The organism is Dysgonomonas sp. Marseille-Q5470 (assembly GCF_951230145.1).
Classification (GTDB): Bacteria; Bacteroidota; Bacteroidia; order Bacteroidales; family Dysgonomonadaceae; genus Dysgonomonas.
The window spans coordinates 54,295-72,237 of the sequence record NZ_CATNVE010000005.1 but is presented as its reverse complement, the minus strand read 5'-3'; the positions used below and the strand labels follow the sequence as shown (position 1 = coordinate 72,237).

At 38.8% G+C, this 17,943-nt stretch carries 19 protein-coding genes; 6 read left to right on the top strand and 13 right to left on the bottom strand.

Annotation, left to right across the window (positions count from 1 at the left end):
- Nucleotides 1–7 precede the first annotated feature (7 nt).
- From QOX35_RS10325 to bamJ (QOX35_RS10295), 7 genes are all read right to left on the bottom strand, one after another.
- Nucleotides 8–1,156 carry a hypothetical protein gene (locus QOX35_RS10325; RefSeq protein ID WP_283686827.1) on the bottom strand — a complete coding sequence of 383 codons (1,149 nt, stop codon included), beginning with the start codon at nucleotides 1,154–1,156 and terminating at the stop codon, nucleotides 8–10.
- A 4-nt stretch (nucleotides 1,157–1,160) separates the two neighbouring features.
- Nucleotides 1,161–2,141 carry a D-alanine--D-alanine ligase gene (locus QOX35_RS10320; protein ID WP_283686826.1) on the bottom strand — a complete coding sequence of 327 codons (981 nt, stop codon included), beginning with the start codon at nucleotides 2,139–2,141 and terminating at the stop codon, nucleotides 1,161–1,163.
- A 24-nt stretch (nucleotides 2,142–2,165) separates the two neighbouring features.
- Nucleotides 2,166–3,233 (bottom strand): RluA family pseudouridine synthase, encoded by a 1,068-nt coding sequence (locus QOX35_RS10315; RefSeq protein WP_283686824.1) that lies wholly within the window; start codon nucleotides 3,231–3,233, stop codon nucleotides 2,166–2,168.
- Complete coding sequence (locus QOX35_RS10310; RefSeq protein WP_283686823.1) at nucleotides 3,233–3,856, bottom strand: PASTA domain-containing protein; 624 nt, start codon at nucleotides 3,854–3,856, stop codon at nucleotides 3,233–3,235. The genes QOX35_RS10315 and QOX35_RS10310 overlap by 1 nt, the downstream gene beginning before the upstream one ends.
- A gap of 161 nt (nucleotides 3,857–4,017) precedes the next feature.
- On the bottom strand, nucleotides 4,018–4,482 hold the full coding sequence (locus tag QOX35_RS10305) for an Lrp/AsnC family transcriptional regulator (protein ID WP_006842228.1): 465 nt from the start codon (nucleotides 4,480–4,482) through the stop codon (nucleotides 4,018–4,020).
- Nucleotides 4,483–4,624: 142 nt separating this feature from the next.
- The gene (gene bamJ, locus QOX35_RS10300) at nucleotides 4,625–5,644 is read right to left on the bottom strand and encodes a BamJ family beta-barrel-assembly machinery protein (RefSeq protein ID WP_135103649.1); all 1,020 of its coding nucleotides are present in this window, start codon (nucleotides 5,642–5,644) and stop codon (nucleotides 4,625–4,627) included.
- A 16-nt stretch (nucleotides 5,645–5,660) separates the two neighbouring features.
- Nucleotides 5,661–6,248 (bottom strand): BamJ family beta-barrel-assembly machinery protein, encoded by a 588-nt coding sequence (gene bamJ / locus QOX35_RS10295; RefSeq protein WP_283686822.1) that lies wholly within the window; start codon nucleotides 6,246–6,248, stop codon nucleotides 5,661–5,663.
- A gap of 171 nt (nucleotides 6,249–6,419) precedes the next feature.
- Here bamJ (QOX35_RS10295) and QOX35_RS10290 point away from each other — a divergent pair, with 171 nt between their 5' ends.
- The 4 genes from QOX35_RS10290 to QOX35_RS10275 all read left to right on the top strand — a co-directional run bounded on the left by QOX35_RS10290 (nucleotide 6,420) and on the right by QOX35_RS10275 (nucleotide 10,401).
- Nucleotides 6,420–7,115, top strand: coding sequence for an SIR2 family NAD-dependent protein deacylase (locus tag QOX35_RS10290; RefSeq protein WP_283686821.1), 696 nt, complete (start codon nucleotides 6,420–6,422; stop codon nucleotides 7,113–7,115).
- A gap of 1 nt (nucleotide 7,116) precedes the next feature.
- Entirely contained in the window at nucleotides 7,117–8,214 is a 1,098-nt protein-coding gene (locus tag QOX35_RS10285) for a carbohydrate-binding family 9-like protein (protein ID WP_283686820.1), read from the top strand.
- Between the two features lie 13 nt (nucleotides 8,215–8,227).
- Nucleotides 8,228–9,307, top strand: coding sequence for a family 10 glycosylhydrolase (locus QOX35_RS10280; protein ID WP_283686819.1), 1,080 nt, complete (start codon nucleotides 8,228–8,230; stop codon nucleotides 9,305–9,307).
- A gap of 170 nt (nucleotides 9,308–9,477) precedes the next feature.
- Nucleotides 9,478–10,401: a hypothetical protein gene (locus QOX35_RS10275; RefSeq protein WP_283686818.1), complete on the top strand. Its 924-nt coding sequence runs from the start codon at nucleotides 9,478–9,480 to the stop codon at nucleotides 10,399–10,401.
- A gap of 65 nt (nucleotides 10,402–10,466) precedes the next feature.
- Here the strand turns inward: QOX35_RS10275 and QOX35_RS10270 are convergent, their stop codons facing one another.
- Together QOX35_RS10270 and QOX35_RS10265 are read right to left on the bottom strand one after the other, a co-directional pair.
- Nucleotides 10,467–11,921, bottom strand: a complete 1,455-nt coding sequence (locus tag QOX35_RS10270; protein ID WP_283686817.1) for an aminoacyl-histidine dipeptidase — start codon at nucleotides 11,919–11,921, stop codon at nucleotides 10,467–10,469.
- A 303-nt stretch (nucleotides 11,922–12,224) separates the two neighbouring features.
- Nucleotides 12,225–13,238 (bottom strand): lysylphosphatidylglycerol synthase transmembrane domain-containing protein, encoded by a 1,014-nt coding sequence (locus tag QOX35_RS10265; protein WP_283686816.1) that lies wholly within the window; start codon nucleotides 13,236–13,238, stop codon nucleotides 12,225–12,227.
- 107 nt (nucleotides 13,239–13,345) lie between these two features.
- Here QOX35_RS10265 and rsmA point away from each other — a divergent pair, with 107 nt between their 5' ends.
- Complete coding sequence (gene rsmA / locus QOX35_RS10260; protein WP_135104453.1) at nucleotides 13,346–14,143, top strand: 16S rRNA (adenine(1518)-N(6)/adenine(1519)-N(6))-dimethyltransferase RsmA; 798 nt, start codon at nucleotides 13,346–13,348, stop codon at nucleotides 14,141–14,143.
- A gap of 32 nt (nucleotides 14,144–14,175) precedes the next feature.
- Nucleotides 14,176–15,120 (top strand): magnesium/cobalt transporter CorA, encoded by a 945-nt coding sequence (corA, locus tag QOX35_RS10255; RefSeq protein WP_135103656.1) that lies wholly within the window; start codon nucleotides 14,176–14,178, stop codon nucleotides 15,118–15,120.
- A 67-nt stretch (nucleotides 15,121–15,187) separates the two neighbouring features.
- Here the strand turns inward: corA and QOX35_RS10250 are convergent, their stop codons facing one another.
- The 4 genes from QOX35_RS10250 to QOX35_RS10235 form a co-directional block, all read right to left on the bottom strand.
- Nucleotides 15,188–16,117 (bottom strand): polyphosphate kinase 2 family protein, encoded by a 930-nt coding sequence (locus tag QOX35_RS10250; protein WP_283686815.1) that lies wholly within the window; start codon nucleotides 16,115–16,117, stop codon nucleotides 15,188–15,190.
- Between the two features lie 22 nt (nucleotides 16,118–16,139).
- Nucleotides 16,140–16,436 (bottom strand): hypothetical protein, encoded by a 297-nt coding sequence (locus QOX35_RS10245; protein WP_252639231.1) that lies wholly within the window; start codon nucleotides 16,434–16,436, stop codon nucleotides 16,140–16,142.
- Nucleotides 16,437–16,555: 119 nt separating this feature from the next.
- Nucleotides 16,556–17,185 carry a nitroreductase family protein gene (locus tag QOX35_RS10240; protein WP_283686814.1) on the bottom strand — a complete coding sequence of 210 codons (630 nt, stop codon included), beginning with the start codon at nucleotides 17,183–17,185 and terminating at the stop codon, nucleotides 16,556–16,558.
- 236 nt (nucleotides 17,186–17,421) lie between these two features.
- Entirely contained in the window at nucleotides 17,422–17,940 is a 519-nt protein-coding gene (locus tag QOX35_RS10235) for a gamma carbonic anhydrase family protein (RefSeq protein WP_135103660.1), read from the bottom strand.
- Between the last annotated feature and the right edge of the window lie 3 nt (nucleotides 17,941–17,943).

Genomic DNA, 17,943 nt, shown 5'->3' with positions numbered 1-17,943 from the left:
CCTGTAATCAAGACTCTATTGTAGTCAGATAGTTCTTCAATGTATTCGAATACATTTCCAGCATTTTATCCCATACAAAGTCGTAGTCGATATAATCGAGGTCTATTTTCTTTATTTGCTTATCCAAATAGTCCTTAAACTCTTCCAATTGCTCTGATGTATATTTGTCCTCAAACCTTGTTTCTTTATAGAAGAGATCATAGGCTATGTAGTTGCACGGAAATATTTCATAATTGCGGTGTATTTCCTTATCTATTATCTGGGCTGCAATTTCGGGTTGCAATCGTTTGTCGGGTTCGGTGATTTTATCCAACTCATCATTGATGCAGTTGCCAAAGCGAAATACGACATTGCCTTTCTTACCTAAAATGCCGATTTCCATGTTTAGAAGGTCGTCACGCTGAGTTTTTTTGAAATCAGGATTGTCTCTCTTCTGTTGAAACTCTTTTGCTTTCAGATAATCGCAAGGGTCGTATTCGTATGATATGGATAGCGGAATAAGATTCAGCTCCTTAAGACTTTCGATAAAAGATTTGTCTTCGGGATATAGAGCTAGCATTTTTAATAAACTGTCTTGGGTGCGGTCGTCCGAGTTTTTAGCTCGTCCTTCACGTTGAGCAATCCATACCGATTCTTTTTTCTCAGAAATGGCATAGTGTATATATTCAGACATATGTTTTGATGCTATCAATCTTTCTTTTATAGATAGTCCACGTCTTACAATAAAGCTCTTGTTGAGGCGCACAAGCTTGTCTATCCAAGGATGGATAAGCAGATTGTCACCTATTGCTATTTCTGTGGTTTCGAAGCCTTTCTCGTGGCGCAGAATATTTAGCAGCCCGGCATCGAGTACAATATCTCTGTGGTTTGATAAGAAAAGATGCTCTACCGAGCGGTCGATACTTTCCCAGTTGTCGAGCTTCATGCTCGATGATACTCTCATACCCAATGCTTTTATCACAGGGTATATCATACGGCTTTGAAATTCTTTTTTTGTTGCGTATTTAGACATTTCAGCAGAAAACTCAGCCCAATCTATTTCGGGCATAATATATTTTACTGCGTGCTGAAAACCGGGGTCAACCAGTATGTCCTGAATGGCTTGCTTCACCTCGTGGTCGTAGAGAGGTGCTATATCGTCAAATTTGCTACTCATGGTATCAATTTACATTAAATTCGTTTTCTATAATCTCTGTTAAGACTTCAGTAATATTTAAGCCCGCAGCAGCTATCTGTTGAGGGATAAAGCTGGTCTGAGTCATGCCCGGAACGGTATTTACTTCTAATAAGTACGGCTTATTATCTGAAATGATAAAATCAACTCTGATAATGCCTTTCGCTCCTACCAAATCATATATTTTACGAGTTAATCGTTGTATCTCTTCTGTTATTTCCTGTGATATCCTTGCCGGAGTTATTTCTTCAACCTGTCCTTCGTATTTAGCATCATAGTCAAAAAAATCATTTGATGTAACTACTTCTGTCAAAGGAAAAACAACCTCTTTATTTTTTGTTTTGTAACAGCCGCATGTAACTTCTGTTCCCTTGATAAAGCTTTCGATAATCACATCCGGTGTTTCGCCGAATGCCACGTCAATTGCTTTTTGTAGTTGATCAACGGACTTTACTTTAGTTGTTGCAAAACTTGAACCACCTGTATTCGGCTTTACAAACATGGGTAAGCCCAATTTTTCGGTGATACTATTTATATCGTACTTAGAATCCTTATTCAAATATAATGAATCGGCAACTCTTATCCCAAAGTTTCGAAGAAAATTGTTGCACACAAACTTATTCATTGTTAGTGACGATGCCATCATGCCGCATGTGGAGTAGGGGATGTCAAGCATATCAAAGTACGCTTGCAAGTGACCGTCTTCTCCGGGCGTTCCGTGTATGATGATAAACGCAAAGTCTATTTTAATCTTTTCTTTTCCCGGTGTATGAAAGGTAAAGTCATTTTTGTCAACAGGAAGTGTTTCTCCATCGATCTCAACAGTCCACCCTTCTTTAACGATCTTTACTTTATACAGATTGTATTTTTCCTTGTCCAAAAAAGAATAAACACCAGCCATGCTTTTTGCTGAGACGATAACTTCGGAGGAATAGCCTCCCCATACAATGGCTATATTACGTTTCATTTTATACGAATGATTATATATTTATTAAATGTCTCTATATGCTATATATCCACGCCATTTTTCTACTAGCTGAGCCATGTCGTCGGGTAGTGGAGCTTCGAACATCAATTCTTGACCTGTTCGCGGATGTACAAATCCTAATGTCTGAGCATGAAGCGCCTGTCTTGGGCAGATATTAAAGCAATTTTGTACAAACTGTTTATATTTAGCAAAATTAGTTCCCTTTAATATTTCATTTCCGCCATACCGTTCGTCGTTAAATAAGGTATACCCGATGTGCTTCATGTGTACGCGTATCTGGTGGGTACGTCCTGTTTCCAGCCTACACTGAATGAGTGTGACGTAGCCCAGTCGTTCCAATACTTTATAGTGCGTAACGGCATGTTTGCCGTAGTCTGCTTCGGGGAATACAGTCATCAGCATACGATTTTTCAGGCTGCGACCAATATTGGCCTCTATGCGTCCTTCGTCGTCACTGATATTACCCCATACTAAAGCTATATATTGTCTTTTTGTTGTCTTATTGAAAAATTGGGCTGATAGATGCGTTTTTGCATAAGCATTTTTAGCCACAAGTATAAGTCCCGATGTGTCTTTGTCGATCCGATGCACAATCCCCAATCGAGGATCTTTCGAATCATATTCCGGCGTATCTTTCAATCGGTATGCGATAGCATTTACCATTGTGCCCTGATAATTGCCAAATCCCGGATGCACGACAAGACCCGGAGGTTTGTTTATCACCATTAGGTCTTCATCTTCATATACTACATCTAATGGGATGTCCTCGGGTATAATTTCCAATTCCCGTGGAGGGCGATTCATAACCACCGATATGACGTCGAGCGGCTTGATTCTGTAGTTGGATTTTACCGGAGTATTATTTACTAATATGCAGTCTGCTTCGGCTGCTTGTTGTATGCGGTTGCGCGAAACACCAACTATATGCATAGCCAGATATTTATCAACGCGTATCATACCCTGACCTTTATCGGCTACAAAGCGATAGTGTTCAAATAACTCGGAATTCTGATCTTCTACAAGTTCGTCTTCCGAAAGGTCATCTATTTCATCAAATGAATCGTCGATCATTATTCAAAAAAAGATTTTTCGATGTCTTGTGAGTCAGATTGTTCAGATATACTGTCTCCCTCACTTATATCACCTCCGGCTCCTACGGTCATTACCAGCGGAGATCCTTTTGGTATTTTCTGATTCGGTGTTAGCTGTTTTCCTCTATACGAAATAGATATTACTAACCCTTTATAAGCGGCAGGTACTTCCTGTATGGTTACTTTGTTAAAGCCTAAAGAAGCTAACTGAGCTTCGGCTTGCCTTCTCGAATAGTCTTTCAGTTCGGGCACAGATACCAGTTGCACACCTTTAGCTTTTATAACTAAAAATACGGTACGTCCTTTTTTAACTTTCGATTGCTCTTTCGGGATCTGTTCGATAATAGATCCGGGAGCACCTTCCGCCTGGAAAATGGAATCACTGATCTCGTATCTCAAATCCGATGACTCCAGTATTCCTGCTGCATCTTGTACTTGCAGTCCTTTTACGGTAGGAACAGTGATGGACTCATTATGCTTGGTATAAAAATTGAGAAGAAACAATACGATTATAACCAGTCCTACAAAGGCCCCGATCATCATCAGTACATTCTTCACATAGATATTTTTTAATAACCTAAATATGATATTCTCTTTCTTCATGTATGGCTATCCTTATCAAACGACGGTACAAAAATATTAAAAAAATACTTCTTTCATTTGTTTTACCTTACTTATTTAAGTTATAATAAGATAAATGAGAAGGATAATTGATTTCGCTTCAATTATCCTTCTCATCTATAATAGTATATAATAAGTTTCGATTATTCGGATTTAGATATCGGAATCTGGCGTTTTACTCCCTGACTCAAAGAAATCATAGTTTCTGTAGCTACAACTCCCGGAATGTCTTGGATTTTGTTGTTCAGCAAGTCCATCAAGTGCTCGTTATCCTTTGCATACAACTTGATCAGAATGGTGTATGGGCCCGTTGTAAAATGAGATTCTACAATTTCAGGAATCTTATCCAATTCAGGAATTACTGTTTTATACATTGAGCCTCTTTCGAGTTTTACTCCTATATATGTACAAGTGTTGTAACCAAGAACTTTAGGATTAACAAAATATCCGGAACCTACGATTACATCCATCTCGATCATGCGTTGTACACGCTGATGGATTGCGGCACGTGAAACACCACATTCAAGAGCTACATCCTTAAATGGAATTCTTGCATTCTGGGATATAATCTCTAGAATCTTTTTATCAAGTTTGTCAATTTTTTGCATAATATGAGCGTTTTATCGTTATTATATCTCAAATATATGATATTTTTTACAATCTGTATGCTTTTTGCTCAATAATTTACTGAACTTGTGCCAAATTATTATTTAAATCCGTTGTTTTAACTTATTTTCTGACAATGTCAGATTATTGTTTCGGATTGATCTCAAGCAATTCAACTTCGAAAATAAGAGTTGAAAAAGGTTTGATTCTGTCTCCGCTACCTTGTGCACCATAAGCAAGATCGTAAGGGATATAAAGAATCCATTTAGATCCTACAGGCATCAACTGTAAAGCTTCAGTCCATCCTTTGATAACGCGGTTAGCGTTGAATGTGATTGGCTCTTTACCTTCGTTGCTGTCAAATACAGTACCGTCCAGAAGTGTACCTTTGTAGTTCACTTTTACCATATCTGCTGCAGCTGGTTTTGCTCCTGTTCCTTCTTTTACAACTTTGTATTGCAATCCGCTAGGTAGAGCAACAACACCTTCTTTTGTTTTGTTTTCAGCAAGGAATTTTTCACCTTCAGCAATTACTCCTGCATTTGCTTTCTTCAATTCTTCTTCTTCTCTTGCTTGAGCTTTAGCCTGAGCTTCCTGCATTTTTGCATTGAATACTGTAGATGGTTCAGCAACTGCAAATTTACCTTGTTTCATAGCTGTAGCCATTGCAGCAAGGAATGCATCGCTGTTTAGTTTTTCTTTCGAATTAGGACCATATATTTGTTGTATGATACCAGGCATCATTTGTTTTGATATCTGACCTCCAACTGATACACCGGCCATATAAGCAGCCTTTGATTCAGGTGCATTTAAAGATTCTTTTAGTCCGTTTAAGAACTCAGAGATGTTTCTTGCGTTTGATTTTACTACAGAATCCATTTTAGCTTTCATCTCTTTTTCTAATGCTGTCTTTTTCTGAGCATCAGTTTCTGCGCTTATTTTGCTAAGATATCCGGCTTTGATGCTTGTAGTATCGCCTATGATACCTAGTTGTTGTAGATGCATAGACAATCCTTGCTCGTAAAGGCTAGCACCAAAAGCGTAAGAAATAGTATCGAGATCGGTCTTTAATGGAACGTTTGTAGAAACATTTCCACCACAAGATGTAAATAATGCTCCGAAAGCTACGATAGCCGAAAGAGCCACAACTTGAATTTTTTTCATTTTTTAAACTGAATTATTATTTGACAATATCTAAAATTTCCACTTCGAAAATTAAAGTTGAATTAGGTTCGATCGATTGTCCTGCTCCTGCTTTGCCATAAGCAAGATCAGAAGGGATAAATAATTTCCATTTCGAACCTACAGGCATTAATTGAAGGGCTTCTACCCATCCCGGTATTACCTGATTAACACCAAATGTGGCAGGCTGTCCGCGTTTTACAGAACTATCGAATACTGAGCCATCGATAAGCGTACCGTGATAATGACACTTAACCTGATCTGTAAGAGCCGGTTTAGGGCCATCGCCTTTTTTAAGTATTTCGTATTGTAGTCCACTCGGAAGAGTTACTACACCTGCTTTGTTTTTGTTGATAGATAGAAATTCTTCACCCGCTTTGAGGTTGATTTCCAATTTCTCGTCTTGTAATTTGGTGAAATAGTCGTTAATCACTTGTTTAGCTTCTTCATAATCCATGTCAGTGTCTCCTCCGTTGATTACATCCTTCATTCCTTTAAGGAAAGAGTCGAAATCAACTTTGTTGATACCTGAGCTAAGGAAGTTATTTCCGATGCTTAAACCTAGAGCGTAACTAATTTTATCCATATTCTTTTCGTTTTATATCAGTCTTGTATGTCAAAGAAGTATTATTTCATGATATGACTGAATGTTTATTTAAATTTGCCAACAAAAGTAATTCTTTTCATGGGACTTTAATAAAATTTACCCCTGAAAAAACTATATTTGTATATGCTACTTACATTTTTTTAATAGTTTATGAGACATATTGTTGTATTAACCGGCGCAGGGATGAGTGCAGAGAGTGGCATTGCCACTTTTAGAGACTCCGGTGGACTGTGGGAGCAATACTCTATCGAAGATGTTGCCACTCCTGAAGGATTCAGCCGAAACCCTCAACTGGTACTTGATTTTTATAATGCCCGACGCAAGGCTGCTTTTGAGGCTAAGCCCAATAAAGGACACGTAGGATTAGTGGAGATGGAAAAAGATTATAAAGTGTCCATTATAACGCAGAATGTGGATGAACTGCATGAGAGAGCAGGCAGCACAAATGTTTTACATCTTCATGGGGAATTGAGTAAAGTACGTTCGACGGTCGATCCTTCGTTGATTTATACCTTAACTCCTGATAATTGCGAGATTCACCTTGGAGACAAGTGTGAAAAAGGCTCACAGCTTCGCCCTCACATTGTTTGGTTTGGAGAGGCTGTGCCCATGATAGAAAAAGCAATGAAAATTGTACAAACGGCCGATATCTTTGTGGTGATAGGTACTTCTATGAACGTATATCCTGCCGCTGGCTTGCTTAATTATGTGCATACGGGTGTACCTGTCTATCTGATCGACCCGAAAGAAGTGAATGTGCATCAGCCCGGAATACACTTTATAAAGAAGGGTGCTTCTGAGGGTGTGGCTGAACTTCGTGATATCCTTAAATTTCAAAATCAGTAAAATGAATTATATAAAATTATTTTGTTCTATTTCTTTTCTTCTTGTTTTTAATTTTTGTTATGCCCAGAATCACTTTAAGGGATATGAAAACCTATTTACTATTCCGGCAAACTACGTAGTACCTTATGCATCCAAAGCACCGACAATTGATGGCGATATTAATGATCAAGTGTGGCTGAATACTCCTTGGTCTGATCGTTTTCAAGATATAGAGGGCGATGCCAAGCCTAAACCATATTACGATACTCGTGTGAAAATGCTTTGGGACAAATCATATCTTTATATAGCGGCTGAGTTAAAAGATCCGCATGTATGGGCTACCTTGGCCAAGCGTGATGAGATTGTGTTTTTTGACAATGATTTTGAAGTGTTTATAGATCCATTAAACACTGCTCACAACTACTTTGAAATAGAGGTCAATGCATATAATAATATTTTCGACCTGTTTATGCATAAACCTTATCGGAGCGGAGGCGCAGCGCTCTTCAGTTGGGATACTCAGGGAATGCAACATGCCGTAAAAGTGCAGGGTACTATCAATAATCCTAATGATACAGATACCGGATGGACGGTCGAGATGGCAATCCCTTTCAGGGCTCTTACCTTGGGGAATGCTGTAAATATTCCTAAAGATAAAGACGTATGGCGCATTAATTTCTCAAGAGTGCAATGGGAAACAGATATTGTAAATGGTAAGTATGTGAAAAGAAAAGATAGTGCAGGGAAGGTATTACCTGAAAATAACTGGGTATGGTCTCCTCAAGGTGTTATCGATATGCATAGACCTGAAAGATGGGGTTATTTATTCTTTTCGAAAAACAAAGCAGGGGAAAAACAACCTCAGTTTGTATTGCCATATACTGAAAAGCAAAAACAATATTTATGGCTTGTGTACTATAAGCAGCAAGACTATAAACGTGCGCATCAGCGTTATGCAACTAACTTTGCAGAGCTGAAAATGGATAAGCCGGAATTCGATATTGATAATAAAAGAAACAAACTCGAACTGTCTTCTACCGGCAGGAGATTCGAAGTCTCTATTAAAGATACTTCGGGTAAGAAGATTTATCTTAATGAAGAAGGATTAATAACTAAATAAAAAATAAAAAACTATGCGAAACCATTTTAAAATTTACTGGTTGACCTTATTCCTATTGCCTTTTTTGTTCTCGAATTGTACAAGCAATATTGGTAATAAGCAGGCCGAAAATACTTACAAACATTGGGTGTGGATTAACCCTCAGGATTCTGATACGGAAGAGGAACTAGCCGTGAGGTATAAAAAATATCATGATGCGGGTATTGCGGGTATTTTCTTCGAAGCCGATAGTGAGAAGCATTATAGGGTGGCAAAAGCTCAGGGATTGGAAGCTCACCGTTGGATGTGGATAATGAATAGGGGAGATGCGTTGAAGGCTCACCCTGGATGGGCTGCTGTAAACAGAAAAGGTGAATCGTGTGCCGATCATCCGCCGTATGTAGATTATTACAGGTGGATGTGTCCTTCTCGTCCCGAGGTTGCGGAGTTTCTGACTAAAGAGGTAGAGAATGCATTGTCTAAAGATTATGTTGATGGCATCCACATGGATTATGTTCGTTTCAGTGATGTGATATTGGCTGTTAATCTGTGGGACGTTTATGGTATTGTTCAAACACAAGAATTGCCCGAATATGACTTTTGCTATTGCGATGTATGTAAGGCTAAGTTTAAAGAAAAATATCATAAAGACATAGACAGTATTCAGTATCCTCAGGAAAACCTCTCGTGGAAATCTTTCAGATACGACGCTGTAACCGCAATTGTGAATAAGATTGGAGATGTGGCAAAAGCCCATCATAAGCCACTTACTGCTGCCGTATTTCCGACTCCGGACGTAGCGAAGCGTTTGGTAAGACAGGATTGGACAAACTGGCCTTTGGATGCTGTTTACCCGATGATCTATCATGGTTTCTATAAAGAGGATATACCATGGATCGGTGATGCCGTTAAACAGGGATTGAGAGGTATAGATGGTCGTTTCCCTCTCTATGCCGGATTGTATATACCCGACTTCAAAAACAATGAAGAAATCGAAGCCGGAATAAAATATGCTTTGGAAAACGGAGCTTCGGGCGTTTCTATTTTCGGAAATGTTTTTGACGAAATATTGGCTATATTGTCTAAGTATAAGCAGAAGCCCGAGAAAAAGTGAAAGGCATCAAATAAGAAAATATAATTTAAAAGCTATAGAGAGTAAGGCGTATTGTCTTGCTCTCTTTTCTTTTATAAATTATCTAAAATAAATTATATTGTATATCTTTACGCATCATTATTATTGTATTTAATAATGATAGATATAAACTTAACAAAACTATTATCGTAATGAAAAAACTACTATTTTTTCTATGCGCAACTATTCTGTTTGCGTCTTGTAGCAATGACTCGGAAGAAGTACCCACAACAAGTAAAACCTATAAGGTTACGTTTGATGTATCTAACTTTAGTGTAGATGTTAAATCATTGAAAGCTGACACCTATAACAATCAACTCTTTTATATCATTTACGAGAAAGAAAGTGGCAAAGGAGTGAAAGGGTGGAAGTTTAAAGAAATGGTTGGGCAGCTAACCGAGGAACTCCCTGAAGGTAACTACTATATTGCTTTTATCTCTTATCCGACCGGAGGTATGAGCTCTCCTCCAACAGAAGGAGCAATTGATGTAAAGGGTAATAATTTCTATACCGACTATTTTGAGAATCCTCCTACATGGATAATGGGGAATATGGGTAGTAGATATATATATTACGAAAAGGTTGACTTCTCGGTAGCTGCGAATAACTCGGATGTGCCAATACAGGTAACTTTACAGCCGATGTGGTCTGAGGTGACCGTTGAAGTGACCGATGCCAATACATGTTCTTTGCCCGAAGGTACAACTACAATTGGCTGTGTGATCACTCCTTTTTATTCCGGAATATCTATAGCAGAAGGTATTCCTACTCGTAGCTCAGAAGCATCTTGGGGATGGGGTGACCTATGTAATACTAATGTTGATAAATTTAGAGAACACAAAATAATTACAGATAGGCATGCAACAGCAGGTAAAGATGTTACTGTGAAGCTGGTATTTGTAAAGCAGATTACTACCGGTGATACTGTTCTAGGCGAAAGGGAGATATACAAAGGGGATATCGAAGGAGGTAAACGTATAACTTTCAGAGGAGCATTAGGCAAGGCTGCAACGTCTACAACATTTAAAGTGTCATTAGCAGACCTGACGGATGGAGGAATAATACCTTTTGATTGATATAGAAACGATAGATTAGAAAAGTAAAACGGCGGGTATTTTTGAATTTCCCGCCGTTTCTTCTTTTATTTTATGTTCTCTAGGGTTTTAACCAGATAATCATAGAATTTGCTTACTGTGTCTATTTCTACAAACTCATCAGGAGAGTGTGCATTTAAAATAGTAGGGCCAAACGATACAATGTCTAATCCCGGTGTACTACCCAAAATGATACCACATTCTAATCCTGCATGCACCACTACTACATGCGCGTCTTCGTTATACATATCTTTGTATAGCTTAGCCATCATATTTAGCGTATCCGATTGAGCATTCGGCTGCCATCCCGGATAACCATTTTCGATAGATACTTTTGCGCCTGCAAGGGCAAATACACTTTCGAGACTTGAGCAAATTTCATCTTTGCGTGTTTCGGAAGAGCTACGAGCAAGCATTTTCGCAGAAATACGACCTGCTTCAGACTTAACAGAGGCTAAGTTTGTAGAAGTTTCTACAATACCTTCAAAGTCAGTTAGCATACTGATTACTCCATTTTGGCAACCAATAACAGCATTGATAACGCTGTCTTGTATTTCCTCTGGGATAAGCGTTTTCGGTAATTCAGTTTTTGCTGCTTTGAATGAAAGGTTTGCTTCTACAGCTTTATATTCTTCTTTAAATATCTTTTCGTACTCTTTTACCAGTTTTAGGAAGTCCTTCTCATCTTCTTCGGGTAGAGTAACGATAGCTACAGCTTCACGAGGGATCGCATTTCTTAGTGAACCGCCATCGATGGCAGACAAACGCACCTCATAATTGCTTACTGCTTCTTTGAGGAAGTAAAACATAAGCTTGTTGGCATTTGCTCTTCCCATGTGTATTTCAGTTCCCGAGTGACCTCCTCTAAGGCCTGTAAGCGATATTTTATAAGCAATATCACCTGCTGGTACTTCTGCATCTTTAAATTCCCAATCGGCATTAACGTCTGCACCTCCGGCGCAACCTACGCATAGCTCGCCGATCTCTTCGGTATCCAGATTCAGCAATACGTTTCCTGAAAGAAATCCTTTCTTCAATCCACTTGCACCAACCATACCTACCTCTTCGTCTACTGTAAATAAGGCTTCTATTTTTCCATGTTTCAGTGTCCTGTCTTCGAGGACAGCCATCATGGCGGCAGCTCCGATTCCGTTGTCTGCTCCCAATGTGGTAGATTTAGCCTTTACTCGACTGCCATCTATTTGAGTTTCTATAGGGTCTTTTGTGAAGTCATGCTTTACATTCGAGTTCTTCTGAGGAACCATGTCCAAGTGCGACTGAAGTATCACTACCGGAGCTTTTTCCATTCCTTTGGTGGCAGGCTTGGTAATAACAATGTTTCCTGTTTTGTCCTGTTTTACTTCTAGTCCCAATGATTTGCCGAAATCAATGACAAATTTTGTCACCTCCTTCATCTGTCCTGTAGGGCGAGGAATCTGGGTCAGGTCGTAGAAGTGTTTCCACAACTGTTGCGGTTTTAGTTTAAGTATTTCTTTAGACATAATATGTTATGTTTTAAAATTACGAATAGTAACAAAGATAAGAATTTTCGATGAAGTCTTTTACATATATAATGAAAAGAGTAGACGGTAAACTCTTTTTTATAACTTTTTGTTATTCTTATTCTTTTCGTGCTTTTTTATTCAAAAGGTGACAAAAGTGACACTTTTTTACATGTGTTTTATTGTAACCTTTTCTTCTTTAATTTACCGGGGATTGCTTCTCTATGGAACGAAAGTACAAAGCTCTCATATTATTAGATAAATCTAAAATATAAAAGTGTAGATGTGGAAATGATGGAAGAATTATTTCTTTTGCTTTTTCAAAGCCAGCATGGCAATGCCGAACAGCCCGCAAATAATCACCCAGATAGATTGCACAGCAAACACGCCTGTAGCAAATGCCGTTGCGTGTAGTTTGTCTACCCCATACAGGCTTAACGATGCTATTACTGCTATTTGCCAAGGACCTAGTCCTCCGTTAGATGGTACTCCCATACTTATACTACTCAAGGCAAAAGCGATGAGTCCGGCGGTGATTCCCAAGTCGGCTGTAAAATCGAAAGCGAAGAATGTAATGTAGAAATAACAAAAATAAGAACCCCAGATGCCTATCGTATATAAGAATACACGCCCTTTGGTATTCATTTTCCAAATTGCTTTCAAGTCACTTGCTATACTTGATAGGAATCCTTTTATCTTACGTACAATAACATTTTCTTTGAAAAACCTAAAGACAATGTATGTGGTTATTATTGCAGCGCCGATAGCTAAATACAATAAAGGGGATTTAAATATACCGGATATAGTATTGAACGTTGTTTGGTTTTGTTCTAGTTGCGTCAAAAAGAATTGCATGTTGAACAAAAAGGCCACCAAAGATATTATAGCAACGGTAATTGTGTCAAATATCCGATCGAGAATCATCGTTCCGAATAATTTGGAGAAAGGGATGTTGTCTTCCTTGGCTATTACACCGCATCTCCATATCTCGCCCGCACGTGGCAAAGCAAAGTTAACGGCATAACCGCCATAGATTGCATAATTGAGGTTCGATATTTTGGGAGAGTAACCCAATGGAGTAATAAAAAGAGCCCAACGGTATCCTCTGATGGTATTTCCTAGAAGTCCGAATAATAGAGAGAATAACAGTATCCCCCAATTGGCATCTTTCAATATTTCCCAAAGTTGACTTGGGTCAATTTTACTGATAAGATAATATATGATCGCAATTCCTAATCCTAGGGGTAATACGACTTTTATAAGATTGTTTAATAAAGAGCTTTTCTTTTGTGTTACAACTTCATCTGTTTCTTCCATTCCCCAAATTTAAATGTAGCGGTTTCAGAATAAAGGTCTTTTAATACGAACGATTTTCAGTAATAAATACTACCTTTGCCGCTGCAAATATAATGATAATTATAAGTATGGGGGCAGTTAAGCCGAAGAAATTCTTAGGACAGCACTTTCTCAAAGATCTGGATATTGCACGTCGGATTGCCGATACATTGGACGATTTTACCGATGTGCCGGTAATTGAGGTTGGTCCGGGAATGGGTGTGCTGACTCAATTTCTTATCGAAAAGGAGAAAGACTTAACCGTTGTTGAGCTCGACCGCGATTCTGTGCCATATCTTAACGAGCATTATCCTGCTTTGCATGGGCGTATAGTAGAAGGCGATTTTCTTACTCTTGATTTGTCGGCTATTTATCCTGACAAATTCTGTGTGATAGGAAATTATCCTTATAATATTTCGTCCCAGATATTTTTTAAAGTTCTTGAGTATAAAGACAAAGTTCCGTGTTGCTCAGGAATGCTCCAGAAAGAAGTTGCCGAACGTATAGCCGCTAAGCCGGGAGGCAAGACATACGGCATATTAAGCGTTCTGCTACAAGCATGGTACGATATAGAATATCTATTTACGGTGAGCGAAAAGGTATTCGACCCTCCGCCGAGGGTAAAATCCGCCGTGGTTAAGCTGGTTCGCAATAAGAGGGAGCATCTGGACTGTGATGAAAGATTGTTTAAAACTGTTGTGAAAACAGGATTTAATCAGCGTCGAAAGACCCTTAGAAACTCTATGAAGCCTCTGTTAGGAAAAGATTGCGAAGCGTATGCCGACCCTATCTTTGACGAACGACCCGAGCGCCTCTCGGTTGCAGATTTCGAAAAGTTGACAAATATAGTCTCAGCTTTTCTGCCCGGGAGAAGTAGTGAGAAGTAAAGGAAGTCCTAACACTTAAAAAAGAATAGCTCATGTCAGAAGTAAAATTATTCTATCACAAAGACAATGTCATACGAATGAGCCGTAGCATTGAATTTTTGAAAGCCACCCCTATTAAGGATTTTCTATGGATCGACCTTAATAATGTAGATGAGGAGATAGAAAGCGAGTTAGAAGATTATCTGAAAATATATATCCAGGAAGAAGAGGAGATGGTAGAGATCGAGATGTCGTCCCGTTATATGGAGACGGCAGACTCATTGGTTGTGAATTCCAACTTCTTACTTGGAACTTTCGAGAGAGAACCGGTTTCTTTTATCATAAAGAACAATATTCTTATCACCGTCCGCAGCGAGGATTTATCGTCTTTCCACGAGACAATAAAGAAAATCTCCGCTAATCCTAAGATGTATCCTACCGGTTATCATGTGTTTGTCGCTATTTTGGAGACACGGGTAGAGCTCGATGCCGACATGATCGAACGCATGACCCAGCAGATTACTTCATTGTCTAATAGCATCAGTATAAAAGAGGCAGACGAAGAGCTTTTGATGGAAATCAAAGACTTGCAGGAAAAGACCATGATGCTCAGGGAGAATATCATCGACAAGCAGCGGGCTGTATCGAGTATGCTCAAAAGTGAACTGATGCCAAGAGAGTTGCATGCCAGAATTACGATTCTGATAAAGGACATAAACTCACTACTCGAACATATCCGCTTTAGCTTCGACAGGCTCGATTACTTACAAGATACATTCCTCGGGTTTGTTAATATCGAGCAAAATAAGATCATCAAAATGTTTACCGTGATCTCCGTTATATTTATGCCGCCTACACTTATTGCAAGTATTTATGGGATGAACTTTGGAGAGATGCCCGAACTGGAATGGAAATATGGCTACGAATTTTCTATCGGACTGATGATAGCTGCTGTTGCTGTTATTCTCTTTTATTTTAGACGACAGAAGTGGTTGTAATTATCTAATTTTAAAATGATTACCGAAATAAAAGCAGCGTTGAGATAATCAGCGCTGCCTTCTTTTTTTATTTTTTCTTGTCTTTCTTTTCCTTCTTTATCTTAGGTTTTTCTTCCTGCGTTTTTGACATGGATTTCTTCGCATTCTCTATCCCTATCTTGGCTTCGTCCGTCAGTTCGGGATAGTGAAGGTCTAGTTCCTCTATTCTGTCACTGATGATTTGACCAATGATATAGCGCATAAACCACTTGTTGTCTGCAGGGATAACGTGCCAAGGAGCTTCGTCGGTCGATGTATGTGTCAGCATATCTGAGTATGCCTCCATATAGTTGTCCCAGTATGCACGCTCTTTGAGGTCTGCTGCCGAAAATTTCCAATTTTTAGACTCATCATTCAGTCTGGCAAGAAAGCGTTTCTCCTGCTCATCGTGCGAAACATTGAGAAAGAACTTCAATACGATTGTTCCATTTTCAGTCAGATGCCTTTCAAAGTCGTTTATCTGCCTGTAACGTTTTTCCCAAAACTTATCATCGATATCTTCCGTCTTTGTGATATTGGGTAATTTTCCGTTTAATACAATCGCCGGATGAACCTTTGCTACGAGTACATCTTCGTAATGCGACCTGTTGAATATACCGATTCTTCCGCGCTCGGGTAAGCATTTGTAGATGCGCCACAGATAGTCGTGGTCGAGTTCCTCTGCCGATGGTTGCTTAAAGGCAAATACCTGACAACCTTGCGGGTTGATACCCGACATCACATGCTTGATTGTGCCATCTTTTCCCGCAGCATCCATTGCCTGAAATATGATCAGGACAGAATAGCGGTCTTGTGCATAAAGCTTATCTTGCAGTTTCGACAGTTTATCTATACTTTCTTCAAGAAGCTTTTCCCCTTTCTGTTTTGATAATCCGGCGGTGTAATCAGTTTTGAAGTTGGATACTTTATGCTTTTCTCCGGGTTTTGCAATTATCCTTTTCAGAATTTCTTTTTTCATAACTATTTAATTTATAGTTCTATTATGCTAGGAAACTTTCAATCAAAATGCAGATGCAGAAAAGCCCGAAGTTGGCGGGTATTACTGTCCATGCGCTTATCTTGTCTTTGATTAGCCTGACTGCAAGTAAAACTCCGATCAGTCCGCAAATTGTGTTCAAGACCAGTATCCATTCCGGTATCTTGTAAAGATAGAGGATATTGCCAAAGTTATAATTATATAGTAATCTGAGTTGGAAATATATCCAGCATATATTTAGTATTATCAATAATATTCCTATGATAACATTAACCAGATTACTATATTTCTTTTCTGTCATTTCCAATAATGTAAAAAGTGACAAAAGTGACAGTTTTTACCCTGTTTCTATTTGTAACCTTATTTCACCGCTTTTTGTTTAGTATCTGTATATAAAAAGATAATTATTCCCACAGAAAATTATTTGATGACTGCAATCAGGTCGCTAAGGTCTTTTCTTACTTTCGGTTGATTCTGTAGCCAGTCGAGGTTTTGATCTTTGTATCCCAGCGGAAGAATAAATGTTGCAGAAAGGTTCTGTGTTGGTAAGTCGAGGATACGGTTCAATGCATCCCTGTTAAAACCCTCGATAGGAAGTGTCTCAATGCGTTCGTTGGCTGCAACTGTACACGCCACTCCCAGTGCGATATAAGTTTGTTGAGAAAGCCAGTTCTTTAGATTACTGCCATTTTTCTCAATAAAGAATTCTATCTTTTTTCTATATTTATCGCACCACTCTTTGCTCGGATTCCGTTTTTTGTTTATCAAATCGAAATAGTCGTCAAGGTACTTTTCTGTAATTTGTGTATATGAAGCAAATACCAATAGGTGCGAACATCCTATAATTGGCTGTTGCTCGCATGCTTCATTGTATATCTTTTCTTTTAGCTCTTTGTTTTCTATAACAAATACCTTGAATGCCTGCATCCCCAGAGAGGTAGGGGTGAGGTTGATTGCTTCAAGTATTCTTTCTACTACATCTTGTGGAACTTTGGCTCCATTCATTCCTTTACATGCATGTCGCCATTTAAGATCTTCTATTAAGCTCATATTATTGTTTTAGTTTAAATAGTCTGGGGGAGGCGTGCTCGTTTTCCTTTTATGATCTTAAAAGTCTAATCTTACCGCACGATTCCTTTTATCTATACTTAGTGAATTTTGTTTGTATTTTATTTTAGGCAGAGGAATTTCATTTTCCGGCTGATTGATTGCTTCATGTAGCGTATCTCTCAGGGTGTGAAATTCCTCTGCCCATATTTAATTATAAGTATTTTCCTTAATCGGTTTTATTCTTCTTTAAACCAGCCCGAGTACATCAGGTAATTTTTCGCTATTTTCTGGTTCATTTCTTTTGCTTGTTCCGAATCTACTTTTTTTACAAACTTGGCAGGTACACCTGCATAGATACTTCCCGGCTCTACCTGTGTGCCGCTCAGTACCACCGATCCTGCTGCAATGATCGCACCTTCGCCTATCACTGCATGATCGAGAACAATAGCTCCCATACCTATCAGTGCACCGTTTTCTATTTTTGCACCATGCACCACCACGTTATGACCAATGGATACATCGTCGCCTATTTCTACTACAGACTTTTGGTACAATGTGTGCAACACACTGCCATCTTGTATGTTTACCCTGTTTCCGATGCGTATAGAGTTTACGTCGCCACGCAATACGGTGTTAAACCAAATGCTACAATCTTTACCTATTACCACATCGCCGATAATTGTAGCGTTTTCGGCCATGTATGTATTTTCTCCAATCTCAGGTGTAAACCCTCTGACTTCTTTTATTAATGCCATTAT